The 13,183-nt window shown below is 69.6% G+C and carries 14 protein-coding genes; 7 read left to right on the forward strand and 7 right to left on the reverse strand.

Going from position 1 to position 13,183, the window contains the following annotated elements:
• Positions 1 to 44: 44 nt before the first annotated feature.
• The 4 genes from ACRYCC_RS02860 to ACRYCC_RS02875 all read right to left on the reverse strand — a co-directional run bounded on the left by ACRYCC_RS02860 (position 45) and on the right by ACRYCC_RS02875 (position 4,201).
• Positions 45 to 1,241, reverse strand: coding sequence for an FAD-dependent oxidoreductase (locus ACRYCC_RS02860; RefSeq protein ID WP_433808352.1), 1,197 nt, complete (start codon positions 1,239 to 1,241; stop codon positions 45 to 47).
• The gene (locus ACRYCC_RS02865; RefSeq protein WP_433808354.1) at positions 1,238 to 1,834 is read right to left on the reverse strand and encodes a PadR family transcriptional regulator; all 597 of its coding nucleotides are present in this window, start codon (positions 1,832 to 1,834) and stop codon (positions 1,238 to 1,240) included. The genes ACRYCC_RS02860 and ACRYCC_RS02865 overlap by 4 nt, the downstream gene beginning before the upstream one ends.
• Positions 1,835 to 1,932: 98 nt before the next feature.
• Entirely contained in the window at positions 1,933 to 2,748 is an 816-nt protein-coding gene (locus ACRYCC_RS02870; protein ID WP_433808356.1) for a glycosyltransferase family 2 protein, read from the reverse strand.
• On the reverse strand, positions 2,735 to 4,201 hold the full coding sequence (locus ACRYCC_RS02875; protein WP_433808358.1) for an MFS transporter: 1,467 nt from the start codon (positions 4,199 to 4,201) through the stop codon (positions 2,735 to 2,737). The genes ACRYCC_RS02870 and ACRYCC_RS02875 overlap by 14 nt, the downstream gene beginning before the upstream one ends.
• A gap of 82 nt (positions 4,202 to 4,283) precedes the next feature.
• On the opposite strand from ACRYCC_RS02875, the gene pgfA reads away from it, so the two are divergent.
• Positions 4,284 to 5,330 carry a cell envelope lipid trafficking protein PgfA gene (gene pgfA, locus ACRYCC_RS02880; RefSeq protein WP_433808360.1) on the forward strand — a complete coding sequence of 349 codons (1,047 nt, stop codon included), beginning with the start codon at positions 4,284 to 4,286 and terminating at the stop codon, positions 5,328 to 5,330.
• 112 nt (positions 5,331 to 5,442) lie between these two features.
• Positions 5,443 to 6,552, forward strand: coding sequence for an NAD(P)H-dependent flavin oxidoreductase (locus ACRYCC_RS02885; RefSeq protein WP_433808362.1), 1,110 nt, complete (start codon positions 5,443 to 5,445; stop codon positions 6,550 to 6,552).
• A 176-nt stretch (positions 6,553 to 6,728) separates the two neighbouring features.
• Here ACRYCC_RS02885 and ACRYCC_RS02890 read toward each other — a convergent pair whose 3' ends face one another.
• Positions 6,729 to 6,944: a hypothetical protein gene (locus ACRYCC_RS02890; protein WP_433808364.1), complete on the reverse strand. Its 216-nt coding sequence runs from the start codon at positions 6,942 to 6,944 to the stop codon at positions 6,729 to 6,731.
• A 455-nt stretch (positions 6,945 to 7,399) separates the two neighbouring features.
• Here ACRYCC_RS02890 and ACRYCC_RS02895 point away from each other — a divergent pair, with 455 nt between their 5' ends.
• Together ACRYCC_RS02895 and ACRYCC_RS02900 are read left to right on the forward strand one after the other, a co-directional pair.
• Positions 7,400 to 7,654 (forward strand): DUF397 domain-containing protein, encoded by a 255-nt coding sequence (locus tag ACRYCC_RS02895; RefSeq protein ID WP_433808366.1) that lies wholly within the window; start codon positions 7,400 to 7,402, stop codon positions 7,652 to 7,654.
• 97 nt (positions 7,655 to 7,751) lie between these two features.
• On the forward strand, positions 7,752 to 8,663 hold the full coding sequence (locus tag ACRYCC_RS02900; RefSeq protein WP_433808368.1) for a Sco1979 family transcriptional regulator: 912 nt from the start codon (positions 7,752 to 7,754) through the stop codon (positions 8,661 to 8,663).
• 42 nt (positions 8,664 to 8,705) lie between these two features.
• On the opposite strand, the gene ACRYCC_RS02905 is transcribed toward ACRYCC_RS02900, so the two are convergent.
• Positions 8,706 to 10,349 (reverse strand): HNH endonuclease signature motif containing protein, encoded by a 1,644-nt coding sequence (locus ACRYCC_RS02905; protein ID WP_433808369.1) that lies wholly within the window; start codon positions 10,347 to 10,349, stop codon positions 8,706 to 8,708.
• Between the two features lie 434 nt (positions 10,350 to 10,783).
• On the opposite strand from ACRYCC_RS02905, the gene ACRYCC_RS02910 reads away from it, so the two are divergent.
• Complete coding sequence (locus ACRYCC_RS02910) at positions 10,784 to 10,975, forward strand: DUF397 domain-containing protein (RefSeq protein ID WP_433808371.1); 192 nt, start codon at positions 10,784 to 10,786, stop codon at positions 10,973 to 10,975.
• Positions 10,976 to 11,064: 89 nt separating this feature from the next.
• Here ACRYCC_RS02910 and ACRYCC_RS02915 read toward each other — a convergent pair whose 3' ends face one another.
• The gene (locus tag ACRYCC_RS02915) at positions 11,065 to 11,556 is read right to left on the reverse strand and encodes a hypothetical protein (protein ID WP_433808373.1); all 492 of its coding nucleotides are present in this window, start codon (positions 11,554 to 11,556) and stop codon (positions 11,065 to 11,067) included.
• Positions 11,557 to 11,740: 184 nt separating this feature from the next.
• Here ACRYCC_RS02915 and ACRYCC_RS02920 point away from each other — a divergent pair, with 184 nt between their 5' ends.
• Positions 11,741 to 12,271: a SigE family RNA polymerase sigma factor gene (locus tag ACRYCC_RS02920; protein ID WP_433808375.1), complete on the forward strand. Its 531-nt coding sequence runs from the start codon at positions 11,741 to 11,743 to the stop codon at positions 12,269 to 12,271.
• Complete coding sequence (locus ACRYCC_RS02925) at positions 12,261 to 13,166, forward strand: hypothetical protein (protein WP_433808377.1); 906 nt, start codon at positions 12,261 to 12,263, stop codon at positions 13,164 to 13,166. The genes ACRYCC_RS02920 and ACRYCC_RS02925 overlap by 11 nt, the downstream gene beginning before the upstream one ends.
• Positions 13,167 to 13,183 lie beyond the last annotated feature (17 nt).

The raw sequence follows: 13,183 nt of genomic DNA on the forward strand, positions 1-13,183 counted from the left end.
AGGTCGCCCGGTGGGCCGAGGGCGCCCGCAGAACACCGATCGGCCTACGCCGTGACGACCGCGTTCCAGTCGATGTGGTGGCGCTGCTCGGGGCCGAGCGTCCGTTCCGGCGTGAGCACGGTCCGCATGGCGAGGGGCATCAGCAGCCGCATCATGGTGACGGCGGCCGGCCCGAGTGCCTTGCTGTTGTTGGTCCGCGCGGCGCGTACCGCGACCTTCTCGACCCTCGGGCGGCGCAGCCGCTCGTAGGCGGCGAAGGCGCTCGGCACGTCGGGCAGGTCGCGCAGGCAGCGGGCCAGCTCGATGGCGCTCTCCACGGCGAGCGACGCGCCCTGGCCGGAGCTGGCGGACGGTGCGTGCGCGGAGTCGCCGACCAGCACCATCCGGCCGCGGTGCCAGTGCGGCAGCTTCGGCATGATCGCCATCGATCCGAGGACGGACAGCCGGTCGGCGCTGGTGTGCTGGAGCAGGTCACGGCCGGGCACGTCGTCGGCGTACACCTCGCGCAGCCGCCGCAGCCACTCGGCCGGCGGCACCTCGCGTGCCTGGGCGGACGTCATCGGCGTGTCGTGCGGGAGGTTGCCGAACCAGGCGGTGCGGCCGTCGGGCTGCGCCCAGTAGCCCAGGAACGCCCGCTTGCCGAAGACGAAGTAGGCGGTGCCGGGCTCCGCGGGCACCGCGAGGTCGGCCGCGGCACCGAAGTTCAGCAGGGGCACGTCGTCCGGAGCGGGCGCGCCCGGATCGATCAGCGTCCGGACCGTGGAGCGGACTCCATCGGCGCCCACGAGCACGTCCCCGCTCGCGGTGCCGCCGTCGGCGAACCGCGCGGTGACGCCGTCCGGTGTCTCCTCGACGCCGACGAGCCGTTTGCCGTGCTCGATCCGGATGCCGTGCGCCACGGCGTGGTCGTGCAGCACCCGGTAGAGCTCGGAGCGCCACATGGCCTGGCCCGGCGGCAGGTCGGCCAGGCCGGGGAACGCGCCGATCCGCCTGCCCCGGCCGTCGGCCATCACCGTGCGCTTCATCGGCAGGCCGATGGCGCGCACGGCCTCGTCCGCGCCGACGACGCGCAGCGCGTCCAGCCCGTTCGGCGCGACGGTGAGCATGGCGCCGATGCCGTCCGCCGTGCTCGGGTACGCCTCGTACACGGTCGGCTCGATGCCCGCTCGGTGCAGTGCCATCGCCGCGACCGGGCCGGCGACCCCGCCTCCGATGACCAGTGCCGTCCTGACTCCTGTCATGACCCTCTCCCGAAGAATTCCTGCCAGGCCCGGACATGGTCCGGCTGGCTGAGCGACTCGATGAGGCCCGTGACGAAGCGGACTTCCGCGTCCAGCACCGCGAGCCGGTACTCCTCCTCGACCAGGAACAGCCAGGCGACGCCGGCTTCGGAGGCGGTCCGCACGTTCGCGCGGATCTCCTCGGCCTCGCCGGTCAGCGCCGTCAGCCGCCGGCCGAGCAGCTCGGCCGCCTCGATCGGGGAGAGCACGCTCAGCAGCGACAGGGCGACGCCGAAATGCGGGTACTCCTCCTGTGGCTGCGCGACCAGCTCGCGCAGCCAGTCGTAGAGCTCCTCCCGGCCTTCGCCGGTCAGCGCGTAGACGGTGCGCTCGGGCCGCTGGGTGTCGCGCACGGTCTCCTGCTCGGCGATGAAGCCCGCCTTGCTCAACTGCTTCACCACCATGTAGAGCGACCCCCGGTTGTACTTGAAACTGCGGTCCTTGTCGGTCTCCTGCAGCCGCCGACCCAGCTCGTACGGGTGCATCGGCTCCATCAGCAGGAAGGCCAGCACGGCCAGCGCCAGCGGATTGGCCACCTTGCGCCGCTTCGCCACGGCATCCTCATCTCTTAGTCAGGATCAACCATCTGGTGTCGATTAGTCAATGTCAACTATCAAGAAACGTCTGAGCGGGCGTTCATCGGTCACCCGCGTCAGGTGCGGCGGGACAGGCGCCTGCCCTCGATCGAGCCCACCGCGAGCCCGGCGGCCTCCGCGACCTTGAGCGCGATCAAGCCCAGGATCATGGGCGGCGATCCGTGGCGGAGCAGCCGCCGGACCGACTGGGGCCTGCCGAACGAGCGCGCGCCGGGACGGGCCCGGTAGACGGGCAGCCAGCGGCCGTAGTAGCGCCGCTTGCGGTACGCCGAGCGCAGCGTCATCCGTCCCTCGTCGTGCCGGACGCAGGCGGTGACCCTGCCGATGCGGTGACCCGCCGCGGCGACCCGGTCGTTGAGGTCCCAGTCCTCGAACGCGGTCAGCTCCTCGGCGTACCCCCCGGCCTGCCGTACGGCCTCGCGGCGGAAGATGCGCGCGGCCTCGACCTCCGCGTCGCCCAGGTACGACCTCTTCTCGGCCGCCCGGCATCCGGCCAGGAAGCCCTCACCGAACGACTGCTCGGGGATCACCAGCCCGCCCAGACCTGGATCGGCGGCGAAGGCGGCGACCGCCTCGGCGACGACCTCCCGGTCCAGCACCATGTCGGCGTCGATGAAGGCCACGAGCTCTCCCGAACCCGCCCGCCAGCCGTGGTTGCGCTGGGCGCTCCGCTCGGGGCCGTGCACCAGGACCCGGTCGGCAGGCCCGGCCGCGATGTCGCGGGTGCCGTCGGCGGAGTCGTTGTCGACGACGATGACCTCCAGCTCCGGGTAGGTCTGGGCGCGGATCGAGGCGAGGCAGGCGGCCAGCGTGCGGGCGGCGTCCCGGGTCGGCACCACGACGGTCACCAGCGGGCGCTCAGGACTGGACAACGGGACCCCCGTGCGGTGCGGCCTGCCGGGGCAGCAGCGGCGACAGAACGGCGGCCAGTACGAACACGGCCACGCAGTACGCGAGCGTACGAGGGGCGGCGCTCAGCTCGGCCTGCGCGCCGGCCCCGCCGAAGAAGATGACGCCGGCCAGCGCGACGCCCATGGCCCCGCCGATCTGGACCACCGAGTTGAGGACTCCGGAGGCCGCGCCCGCGTCGCCGGCGGGGACGTCGCCCAGGACCAGGTTGGACAGGATGGGAATCGTCAGGCCCATGCCGAGACCGCTGAGGAACATGCACGGGACGATCCCGGCGCTGGTCAGGGTGGTCCCGTAGTGGGCGATGACCCCGGCGAGCAGGGCCGTGCCGGCCGCCATCAGCGAGGTGCCGATCCCGACCAGGCGCCTGCCGTGCCGGTGCCCGTACCGGTTGGTGAGCTGGGCCGTGCAGGCGATGCCGGCCGGCCAGGCCAGGCTGGTCATGGCCAGATGCAGGGGCGTCCAGCCGAGCCCGAACTGCAGAGCCCAGGTCAGCATCATGAAGTAACAGGAGACTCCGGAGAACAGCACGATCATCAAGGTCAGGCCCGCGCTGAAGGAGCGCCTGCCGAACAGGTGGGTGGGCACCAGGGGAGTGGCGTTCCGCCGTTCCCGGCGCCGCTCGTACCAGATGAACAGGGCCAGCATGGGGGCGGCGGCCGCCATCGCGGCCACGCTCCACGGCGGCCAGCCCTGCTCGCGTCCCTGCACGAGGGGGAAGCACAACAGCAGGGACGCGGCACCGATGAGCAGCACGCCGGGCAGGTCGAGCCGCAACGGGTGATCGGAGGCGGACTCCTTCATCCAGCAGGCCGCACCGACCAGCGCGAAGATGCCGATCGGCACGTTGATATAGAAGATCATGCGCCAGGCGCTGTAGCCGGTCAGCACCCCGCCCAGCACGGGCCCGCTCACCTGGGCGACGCCGAGCAGGGCCCCGTACAGGCTGAAGGCCATGGTGCGCTCCCGGCCGGGCGAGAATTGGGTGGCGATGACCGACATCACCTGCGGGACCATGACGCCGCCGAAGGCGCCCTGCGCCACCCTCGCGATGATCAGCATGCTCGGGGTGACCGCCGCGCCGGCCACCGCGGACGCGATCGTGAAGCCGGCCACGCCGGTCATGAAGACCTTCCGGCGGCCCGCGATGTCGCCCAGCCGCCCGCCGGTCACCAGCGTCAGTGCGTACGAGAGCGCATATCCCGCCACCATCCATTGACCGGTGGAATAGGTGGCGCCCAGGTCTTTCTGGATCTTGGGCAGTGCCACGCCGACGATGGTGACATCGATCAAATCCATGAACGTGGCCAGCAGCACGACGAACAGGGCAAGCCAGCGTACGCGGCCGCCGTACTCCCTGGTGGCACCGGGATAGGCGGCCGCTCCGCGATCAGGATGCGCGATTTGGTCGGTCATGTAGGGTTGTGAAACCTCTCGATGAGGCCTAACGCTGATTGCCGCGGCCGTTCAATATAGCGGCAGCTTCCAGGAGGTAGAGATGCGGCGACGGGCCGGTTTGATCTTGGTCGCGCTCGGTGCCTTCTTCCTTTCCCTCGCCCCCATGGTCAAGTTCTACGTGGCCCAGCAGGTCCTGGCGGCCCCGACGGATTTCTGGCAGAAGACCACCCTCCGGGCCGAGGGGGCTTCCTATCTGGACATGACCGGCCCCAAGGTGCGCAAGAACGTCACCCTGGTCCTGACGAACACCACCCGGGGAGACCCGAAGGCCAGCGACGACAAGACCGCGGTCTGGGACTCCTTCACCTCCATGATCGACCCAGGTAGCGGATCGGACGTCACGGTCCAGGGCCGCCGGTTCGCCTTCGACCGCCGGAGCGGCCAGCTGGTGAACTGCTGCGGTGCCGCGGTGGACCAGGACACCACCGTCAAGCAGACCGGGCTGGGGCTGCTCTGGCCGATCGGAAATGTCCAGAAGCGGACGTATTCCTACTTTGATCAGAACACCCGGCGGGCCTGGCCCATGACTTTCGACGGCGAGGAAAGGATCGGGGGGATCTCGACCTACCGGTTCGTCCAGACGATACCCGAGACCAAGGTCAGCGCCATTCCGGGAATCCCCGCTGACCTGCTCGGACTCGACAAGAAGAAGGGCAATCTGCCGGCCGATCTGATGTTCCAGGCGACGATCACCATGTGGGTGGACCCGCGCACCGGGGTGCCGGTCAGCCAGGAGGAGAACATCCGGTCCACCGCGCGGACGAAGGACGGCGCGGGCCAGCTGACGCTGTCCACCGCCGATCTCAAGACGGTGCCGGAGTCCCAGCAGGCCCTCGTCAAGCTCTCCAACGGCTACGCGTGGAAGTTCGTCGCCGTGCAGGAGTGGCTGCCGGTCGGCTCGCTGGTCTTCGGGCTGTTCATGCTGGCCTCCGGGGCGCTCCTGCCGCTCTTCGAGAGCGGTGGTGGCCGGGACAAGCGGCCCAGCCCGAACCGCAAGGGCGGGCCCGCCCGCGGTGTCCGCTCGGCCCCGCGGTCGGAAGCCGAACGCAGGTTGCCGGCCCGGGACCGGTACTCGACCCGATCCTGATTTGATACCTGTTACAGCGCCCTGCGGAGGACATCTCCCAGGGCGCTTCTCATGGGAGCGGATCCAACTAGAACCTGTTGCAGTTTTGCAGGGCTGCGCCTACAGTCGGCGTGTGCGGACACGTGTAACCGAGCTATTCGGTATCGAATACCCGATCTTTGCGTTCAGTCACTGCCGCGACGTCGTCGCCGCGGTGAGCCGCGCTGGCGGCATGGGCGTCCTTGGCGCGCTGTACTTCACCCCCGAGGAGCTCGAGATCGAGCTCAAGTGGATCGACGAGAACGTCGGCGGCAAGCCGTACGGCGTCGATGTGGTGATGCCGGCGAAGTACGAGGGCGCGGACCTCGGTGACGCCGAAGAACTCCTCGGCAAGCTGCAGGGAATGATCCCCCAGGAGCACCGGGTGTTCCTCGAGGAACTGCTGGCCGAACACGGTGTGGAACCCTCCACCGACACCGCCGGCCGGGCCCTGCTGGGCTGGACCGACCAGACCGCCCGGCCGCAGGTCGAGGTGGCGCTCAGGCACCCCATCGCGCTGCTGGCCAACGCGCTCGGCCCGCCCCCCGCCGACGTGGTCGAGCTGGCGCACGAGCACGGGGTCAAGGTCGCCGGTCTCGCCTCCAACGCCCGGCACGCGCGCAAGCAGGTCGGGGTGGGCGTCGACATCATCGTCGCGCAGGGCACCGAGGCGGGCGGTCACACCGGTGACGTCTCGACCATGGTCCTCATCCCCGAGGTCGTCGACGCGGTCGGCTCGGACACCATCGTGCTGGCGGCCGGTGGCATCGGCGGCGGCCGTCAGATGGCGGCCGGGCTGGCCCTGGGCGCCGAGGGCGTCTGGACCGGCTCGATCTGGCTGACCGTGGAAGAGGCCGACACCCCCGAGGGTGCGCTGCCCAAGCTGCTCAAGGCCACCTCGCGCGACACGGTACGGTCCCGTGCCTGGACCGGGAAGCCGGCCAGGTTCCTCAAGACGGCATGGACCGAGGCCTGGGAGAGCGAGAAGTCTCCGGGCTACCTGCCGATGCCGATGCAGTTCATGCTCATCTCCGACGCCCTGGGCCGGATCTCTCGGTCCGGAGACGGGGAACTGGTCACCTTCCCGGTCGGCCAGATCGTCGGCTCGATGAACCACGTCAAACCGGCTAGCAAGGTCATCCTGGACATGATCGAGGAGTACATCGACGCCATCGAACGGCTCAACGCCGTCACCGAGGGCTGACGCACGTTCCTTCGTGGCCATGCGATCCGCCGGTGGGCGATCGCCTGGCCACGACCGGTACGACTGGTACGACCGTCGGGGCGAGCCGATGACGAGGTCCCGCCGCCATCCGGCGGCCTGGCCCGCCCTCGAGGTCCGGCCGTGGTCCTCCGGCGGCAGGCCTCCTCCGGCGGCCCTCAGTCGATGATGGCGTGCAGCAGACCGATGATGCCGAGCCCGACGGTGGCGCCCGTGGCGATGTTGACCCCGATGCTCAAGGTGATGGTCGCGGTGCTCGCCAGTCCGAGGATGATCGCCCAGCGTTGAGGCAGCCGTGCGGGTTGGTCCGCGGGCCCGCCGGGTTGATCTGCACGTCGCCCGCCCTCTCCGGGGTTTCGCCGAGATAGTCTCATGTGCCAGGTCCTTCTCTCGCGGTCAGATCCAGGGGATGGACGAGAGCGGCTCCCTGTCTAGCCACAGGGGGCCGCTCGTTCTCTTACACGCTCCGGGCCGGGTCCTCTCGTCGCCGGCCGCAGCGCCTGTCGCTCTCACCGATGCCCCGACGGTCTCGAACGCCCGATGCGCGCGGGGCATCCGGATCCTGTGGCCGATGGGGCGGCTGCTGTTGATGCGGCCATCCTGCTTTAGTCGGTCTCCTCGGCGCAAGCGATTCGCACTGCACGTGCATTTGAACGCACATGCCAATGCATGTGCATCGACTAGCCCGCTGGACTGCGCGTGAACCCGCCTACATGTGCATGTAGGGTCCGTCCGGGGACATTGCCCCTACATGTGCGGCCGCGGCGCGGTTCGGCACCCACGTCACGCCGGGATCACAACCGTCATGCCGGGGTCACAACGGAGGACGATGTACGAGAGCCACGGTGGTGTCCCCGCCCCCCGCCCGCGGGGATCAGGCTGGCGCAAGAGCCGCCGCAGCAACTCGAGTGGGAGCTGCGTGGAACTGAGCGCCATGCCGGACGGGTCGATCGCCGTTCGAGACTCTCGCGCCCCCGGCGGTCCGACGCTGGTCTACACCCGGACCGCGATGATGGCGTTTCTCCAGGACGTGAAAGACGGAGGTTCGGGTGTGCGCTCTGCGGGCCCGCAGCGCATCCGTTGACGTGAGCGCCTACCCAGAGCGGACTTCGGGCTCACTCCTCTAGGGTTGACATGTTCGTGCTCAAGCGGGTTGACGAGATGGAGCTGCAGGGAGCCGTATGGCCGAGGCGGGAAGGCAGCTGCCCTTTGACGATTTGGCATCTGCCGCCGCGGTGAGTCCCGGGGCCGGGCCAACGGTCTTGCGGGTCGTTCTCGGCGCTCAACTGCGTCGGCTGCGTGAGGCGCGGGGATTGACCCGTGAGGATGCCGGATACGCGATCCGTGGCAGCGGATCCAAGATAAGCCGCATGGAACTGGGCCGTGTCAGTTTCAAAGAGCGTGACGTCGCTGAACTGCTCAACCACTACGGCGTTGTTCACGAAGAACATCGTGAGACGCTGCTCGCACTCGCGCGGCAATCTCATATCCCCGGCTGGTGGCACCGGTACAGCGATGTCCTGCCCAGTTGGTTCGAGGTGTATGTCGGGTTGGAAGAGGCGGCCTCTCTTATCCGCAGCTACGAAGTTCAGTTCGTCCATGGGCTGCTCCAGACCGAGGATTACGCGCGCGCGGTCGTCAAGCTCGCCCATGCGAGTGCGCCGGAAGAGGAGATCGAACGCCGGGTGCATCTCCGCATGAGGCGCCAGCGGCTGCTCACCCGGCCGCATGCGCCGACCCTGTGGTTCGTGCTGGACGAGGCGGTGCTTCTGCGCTCTCTTGGGGGGCGGGAGGCCATGCGATCGCAGTTGGAGCACTTGCTCGAGATCAGTGCGCTGCCCAATGTCAGTCTCCAAGTGATCCCGTTCTCCGCGACCCACCTGGCCGTGGTCGGATGTCCGTTCGCCATCCTGCGATTCGCCCAGCCGGATCTTCCGGACATGGTGTATCTCGAACAGGTGACCAGTGCGCTCTACCTCGACCGGCGCGATGACGTGGAAACGTACGCGAGAATCATGGACGGGCTGGTCGTCGCCGCACATTCTCCAGAGGCGACGAGAGAGATGCTGGCCGGGATTCTCGCGCGCACCTGACCGGCATACGGCCCTGCCCAAGACGGGCTCAGCACAGGCCCGTCATGGGAAGTCGAACCTGTTCGGGCGGGGGTGGTGGATGTGCCACGTGCCCGCGGGCGTCAGCCAGACGAGGAGCCCGGGCCAGGGCTGGAAGAGCCGCCAGTGCGGGTGCTGTTTCAGTTTGTGATGCCGTCGGCATAGCGGCGCCAGATTGCACGCGCAGGTCGGCCCGCCTCGGTTCCAGGCGAGCGTGTGGTCGAGGTCGCACTGGGCAGCGGGCCGGTCGCACGTCGGGAAGACGCACGTCCGGTGGGTCCGCTCGACCAGCCGCCGCATCCCGGCCGGTGGCCGGTAACCGTGATGGCCGTGCTGATGCCGCCCAGGCTGCTGCACGTCGTTGTGGTCCCCGTGACGGTGCTGCTCGTCACGGTGTTGCCCCTCATGGTGCTGCCCGTGGCGTTGCTCGTCATGACGGTGCTGCTCCTTATGACGGTGTTCGTCGCGCGGGTGTTCGTCGCGAGGGTGTTGATCGGTGACCGGGTGGCCTCTGTGATCGGGGCCTGTGGGGCCTCTTGGCTCAGTCGGGGCCGTAGGAGCGGTCTCCCCGGTCTGCGCGGCGCCTCCCGGCGGGACGGTGTTCTTTCCCGGCGGGGCAGTTGACCGGCACCAGTGGTGCTTGAGATCCGAAAGCGCATCGGACATGGTCTGTATCGCGGCGTTGATGCGTGGCGCCCGGCCGGTACGGCGCCCGGTGGCACGATGCAGCTCGGCTACGGAGCCCAGCCGTTCGTCGATGACCTCGGCGAGCATCCGGGTGATCTGGGCCGCCGTGTCCGCCACTGCGTCCGCCGTGGTGTCCGCGACGGCGTCCGCCGTGGTGTCCGCCGCGGGGCATCCCGGATCCAGGCAGGGGCGAGCTTGTGGCCGGTCCTCGGCGGTGGAGCGCTCCGTGGCGGTGCAGGGCCCGGCGTCGGCCGGGCGCAGATCGCGAGCGGCCTCGGGGAGCGGGGTGCCGCGTAACAGAGCGACGCCCAGGTCATGGCGGATCGCATCGATCGGGCGAGCGTCGCCATCTGCCTTCATCGCCTGGGCGGCGGCGTTGATCCGGTTGTAGATCGCTTCGGCGTCCTCTTCGCAGACCTCGCGAAGCGCGAGCTCGCAGGTGCCGGCGGCGGTCGCCCACATCTCCAGGCTGCGCACCTTACGAGCCCGCTGCCTGCGCTCTTCGGCGGCCTGCGGATCCACGGCCTTGATCGCCGCGCGCACCCGGTGCCGGAGCCGGGCCACGGGCATCCGCTCCGCGGCTCCGATGACGGCCTGCTCGACCAGCCACGCGGTCTCCCGGTCGACGCCCAGCAGCCCATCGGCGATGGCTTTGGCCCGGGGCAGATCGATGCGCCCCTGGGCGAGCGCCTGCCGGGTCGCGGGAAGCTGCTCCGTGAGTCTGCACGCCAGACCGGCCCACATCCCGGCCGCGCCACCGGACAGGGTCAGCGCGAGGGCTATCTCGTCGGCGATGGACTCGGCCACCTTCAGGGGAGGGCCGCCGGGATGCCGCTCCTCACGACGGCGTACCAGCTCCGCGACCGCCGCCAGCTCACAGGACTGAGCCCAGGAGGTGATCCGCCGCCACGCCACCATCACCGAGACCAGCTCGTCGTCGGTGAGCTCGGCCATCCGCAGGGTGTCCAGCGCGGTGGCCATCGCGGGCCCCGGATCCCCTCCGGGGACGCCTCGGCCACGTGGCGCCGTTGCGAAGTCCACTGCGACTACGGACATCTCACCCCCCGAGCAGAAGTCGAGAACGCTTCTTAGAACACACTAGCGAACGCCATCGGAGCACACCAGGCCTTTATAGAATGGATCACTTGCGATACATGATTTGTGGTGATACGCCGTTTACGCTCGTTTGCGGAAAATGGCATAGCCTGCTCGCCCCACGGCGAGTTCCCTGACGATGCTCATCTGCTGGAACCTTTCCGAGGCTCCGAACATCGCGATACGGGTGGTCCCTCGGGCGGCGGGGGCTCAGCTGCGGAAGTGCGGCTCTATTCGATCAACTACGACCGCATCAGCCGGTTGGCATTGCCGGAAAGCCCTTCACGGGATCTCATCAGACAGATCGCGGAGGCCATGTAGTGGACGGCTCGGAATGGCGTAAGAGTAGCCGGAGTGGATCTCAGGGCGGTGACTGTGTGGAGGTCGCCGAGCTTTCCGGGTTCGTCGGCCTGCGGGACTCCAAGAACCCCGAGGCCGGTCATCATGCCGTGAGCCGTGCGGCGTTCGCCGGGCTGGCTCGGCGGATCAAACGCGGCGAACTGGACCTCTGATCCACCGCTCCGGACCCCTGCCGACCGGCCGGGGCCCGGGGAACGATGTGATCGTCAGATCCCGGCGAAGGCCCGGGAGAGCGGCGTGATCACCAGCGGGTGAGCCAGGCGAGGGCCCGTCCGAGGACCAGGTAGGCCCCGGCCGCCACGGCCCAGTTCTGGTACAGCTGATGCTTGGGATCGGCGTTGACGAACATGTCGCGGAACGGCGTCGCCAGCCAGTCGCCCGTGCGCATGATCGCGTGGACCACGTCGTTGGCCTGGTTGGCGTCGCTGTAGGTGAGCAGCATGCCCAGGCCGAGAACCGCCGCCGCGGCCACGGCCGCCATCCAGATGGCGGTGCTGATCGGGTTGCGCCGGTTCCGCCAGCGCCGCGGGGTCTTCTTCTTCGCAGGCACGGTCCGCGGCTTGGCGTCCGGGTCCTTGAGCCGGCCGAGCCGCCGGGGTGGTGCGGTGCCGGCCTCGGTCTCCGGCGGCGTACGCCTGGGGAACAGGCGGGGGCGGGCGGTCTCCGTCTCGCCCTCGGCACTGTCGATCGCGGGGTCCGCGGTCCGGCGCCGGCGCCATATCTGAACGGCCATCGTTGACTCACTCCTCCTGCGGGGGCAGGTCCATGTGCCCGCGTTGTCCCTCAGGAGAGGTGTTCTAAACACCGGCTATCGCGAGCGGGTGTCGTCCGCCCGGAACGTGCCGCGACATATGCGAGGTCGGGCGGCATAGCCACGACGCTCCGCTGCGTCTTAGAGGGTGAGGCGAGGAGGCGCAGTGAACCGAGATGCCCGCGAGAGCTTCACGGAGTTCGTCGCGTCGCGATCGGACGGCCTGATGCGGCTGGCGTACGTCCTGACCGGTGACCAGCACTCCGCCGAGGATCTGCTGCAGAGCGCCCTGACCAAGACCGCGGGCCGCTGGCGGCACGTGCGCGAGAATCCCGAGGCGTACGTGCGCAAGGCGATGTACCACGAGCAGGTGAGCCGCTGGCGGCGCCGGGGCCGGGAGTCGGCCGCCGCGATCCTGCCCGAACCGGCCGTCCGTGATCGCAGCGACGAGGTGGAACTCCGCCTCTGCCTGGAGAACGCGCTGCTGGCGCTGCCGCCGGGCAAGCGCGCCGTGCTCGTCCTGCGCTACTTCGAGGATCTGCCAGAGCTGGAGGTCGCCGCGATCCTCGGCTGCTCGGTGGGCACCGTACGCAGCCAGACTCACCGCGCCCTCGCCCGCCTGCGCCGATTGGCGCCCGAACTCGCCTCCGAACTCGCCTCCGACCTCGAACACGCCGGGAGCCGTCATGACACATGAGATGCTGACCGACGCACTGCACCGGATCGCCGAACGCGCCGAGCCCGTGGACGGGCTCGCCCAGACGGCGATCCGGAGGGCCACCCGCCGTCGCGCGGCGCTGGTGACCACCGGCGCGGCGGCCGCGGTCGTGCTCGCGCTCCTCCCGTTCGCGGTCGTCAACGGGACGAACGGCCCGGCTCGGCGGGCGGAGCCCGGAGCCGGGGCGGGGCCCGCGCTGCCGGTCGATGACGCCGCCGAACGGCGGATCACCCAGCGGTGCATGCGGAACGGCCCGCCCACCGGATCGCTGGCCGAGCCCCGGCCCGACCTCGGGAGGCAGGAGGACTTCCGGCTGCTGACCTCACTCCGGATCGGGCAGCAGACGGTCGCCATGGTCGGAAGTGTCAGGGGGTTCGTCCTCTGCGTGATGGATACGGGGACCAACTTCCAACCGCCCGGCTTCCATCCCTGGCCGGGTTCCACGGGGCGGCGGATACCGCCCTTCACCGGTGATGTGCGGATCGACGTCATCGCGAGCATGAGCACGACCGCATACAGGGGTCCGGCGCTCATGGACCTTCACCATGTCGTCGCCGGGCGCGTGAAGCCCGGCGTCGTCCGCGTCACCGTGACCTGGGATCGGGGGCGCCACGCAGACGCGACGGTGCGCAATGGCTTCTTCATCGCGCGCACGGACGGCCGCATGCTGCCGGACAGGGACAGGAACGGGCATGTCATCGCCGGCGCCTGGCACATCCGGACCGAGCGCGTCGAGTCGGTCATCGCGTACGACACCGCCGGCCGCGTCCGGCAGGTGTGGAAGCTCACCGGACACGAGGGGCAGTCGTTCGAGTGGGACAGGAACTGCGTGCACCCGGTGCGGGGCACCGTCCGGCCGACGCTGTGCGGCTGACCGGATCAGCTCCGGCC

Origin of the sequence: Actinomadura scrupuli (assembly GCF_050971785.1) — a bacterium.
Lineage (GTDB): Bacteria > Actinomycetota > Actinomycetes > Streptosporangiales > Streptosporangiaceae > Actinomadura_E > Actinomadura_E scrupuli.

What these genes read in the sequence shown, in the direction of transcription:
- ACRYCC_RS02860 (WP_433808352.1), bottom strand. Translation starts at nt 1,241, where the DNA reads ATGACAGGAGTCAGGACGGCACTGGTCATCGGAGGCGGGGTCGCCGGC.
- ACRYCC_RS02875 (WP_433808358.1), bottom strand. Translation starts at nt 4,201, where the DNA reads ATGACCGACCAAATCGCGCATCCTGATCGCGGAGCGGCCGCCTATCCC.
- pgfA (WP_433808360.1), top strand. Translation starts at nt 4,284, where the DNA reads ATGCGGCGACGGGCCGGTTTGATCTTGGTCGCGCTCGGTGCCTTCTTC.
- ACRYCC_RS02890 (WP_433808364.1), bottom strand. Translation starts at nt 6,944, where the DNA reads ATGAGACTATCTCGGCGAAACCCCGGAGAGGGCGGGCGACGTGCAGAT.
- ACRYCC_RS02895 (WP_433808366.1), top strand. Translation starts at nt 7,400, where the DNA reads ATGTACGAGAGCCACGGTGGTGTCCCCGCCCCCCGCCCGCGGGGATCA.
- ACRYCC_RS02900 (WP_433808368.1), top strand. Translation starts at nt 7,752, where the DNA reads ATGGCCGAGGCGGGAAGGCAGCTGCCCTTTGACGATTTGGCATCTGCC.
- ACRYCC_RS02905 (WP_433808369.1), bottom strand. Translation starts at nt 10,349, where the DNA reads ATGGCCACCGCGCTGGACACCCTGCGGATGGCCGAGCTCACCGACGAC.
- ACRYCC_RS02915 (WP_433808373.1), bottom strand. Translation starts at nt 11,556, where the DNA reads ATGGCCGTTCAGATATGGCGCCGGCGCCGGACCGCGGACCCCGCGATC.
- ACRYCC_RS02925 (WP_433808377.1), top strand. Translation starts at nt 12,261, where the DNA reads ATGACACATGAGATGCTGACCGACGCACTGCACCGGATCGCCGAACGC.